General features: G+C 46.9%; 1 protein-coding gene and 1 pseudogene. Both read left to right on the top strand.

Going from position 1 to position 1,480, the window contains the following annotated elements:
- Positions 1-627: DMT family transporter (locus HXY34_14270; GenBank protein NWF97300.1), on the top strand; the 627-nt coding region annotated here is incomplete at its 5' end.
- A gap of 96 nt (positions 628-723) precedes the next feature.
- Positions 724-1,380, top strand: a pseudogene (locus HXY34_14275) (transcriptional regulator).
- The last annotated feature ends 100 nt before the right edge of the window (positions 1,381-1,480 follow it).

Consider the following 1,480-nt stretch of genomic DNA (forward strand, 5'->3'; position numbering starts at 1 on the left):
CAGATCGGCGTCGGGCGTGCCGTGCCGATAACTTGCACCTATCCACTGTTTAGCATTTTATGGGCGATTCTGTTTGGACAGGGGCCAGTCACTGTGCAAGCGGTTTTTGGAGCGGTTGCAATAGTTATTGGAATATGGCTTCTGAGTCAAAGCAAAGCAACGCATAATGTCCATGAGGAACGCAACACTGCTATCAGAGGTATTGCCTTGTCTATGGCGACTGCTATTGTTTGGTCTGTAAGCATAAGCATGATCGGCATGGCAGTGGAAGAGTCGCCGAATTTTGATTACGCATTGACGATTAACGCCTTAAGGTTGGCTGCGATAGCTGTTTCAGTTTTGCTTCTTGCGCCAGTGATCGACAGAAACCGTGGCTTCTTGAAAATGCCGAGAAAAGCGTTGATTGCTCTAATCTCTGGAGGTATTGTGGCACTAGCGTTGGGATGGTTTTTGCTAACATACAGTTTCATAAATACTGCGGTATCACAGGCGGTTCCGATATCTTCGACAACGCCTCTATTCTCAACTTTGGTTGCGCTTCTTTTTCTAAATGAGAAAATAACCGTGAAAAACGCAGTAGGTTCCATAATAATTGTGATTGGAATTTTCATAATCTTTGTGGCGTGATTTCATTGTTCGATCAAGCAGGGCATAGGAGCGGTATAGTTTTATAGTGCGTAATGTTCTAAGGGGGGATTTGCAGACAGGAACGGTTGTGTTTACATGTCGGTGTCTCCGAGCCTTCGCGAGGTTCTGGCAAGAAGAATCGCTGGCGAAATAATACTTTCAAGCAAGCCTGGAGCAACCATGCGGAAGTGGCGTGAGCTTTTCGCAGTTTCTCAGATCAGCCTCTCAGACAAGATGATTGTTTCCTCGTCAGTCATAAGCGACTACGAAAGCGGAAGACGCAAAAGCCCAGGGACACGGTTTGTGCGAAGGTTTGTCTGGGCTTTGCTGAAAATTGATGATGAACGTGGAGGGCGTTTTATTCGTGAGTTTGCCAAGCTTACGGGCTCGCCGAGCAACGCCAAAATAGATTTGCGTGAGTTTCCCATACCCGTCAGGGTTGAGTATTTGTGCAAAGCCATACGTGGCGAAGTTATGGCGTGTTCAAGTCAGTATGTTAAGGAAGTTTTGGGCTACACGGTTGTGGATAGTAAACGGGCTGTTGAGACGCTTTCAGGGTTGGAGTTTTCGCAGCTTTTTGGAGTAACTACCGAAAGAGCGTTGATTTTTACGCATGTTGAGAATGGGATTTCTCCCATGCTTATCGTGCGCATGAGCAATCTAAAGCCAAAAGTGGTGGTTTTTCACGGCACACGCCCAGACGAGAACTCGATAAAGTTGGCAGAGTATGACCGCATTCCACTTTTATATTCTAGTTTGCCAAGCGTAGAGCTGCTTGTAAAATCCTTGAGGAAACTGTACCGCATCGCCTTGCGCCGAAAACTTGGCAGGCCAGTCCGTCCACCGCCAAAAA

Source organism: Candidatus Thorarchaeota archaeon (genome assembly GCA_013388835.1).
Lineage (GTDB): Archaea > Asgardarchaeota > Thorarchaeia > Thorarchaeales > Thorarchaeaceae > JACAEL01.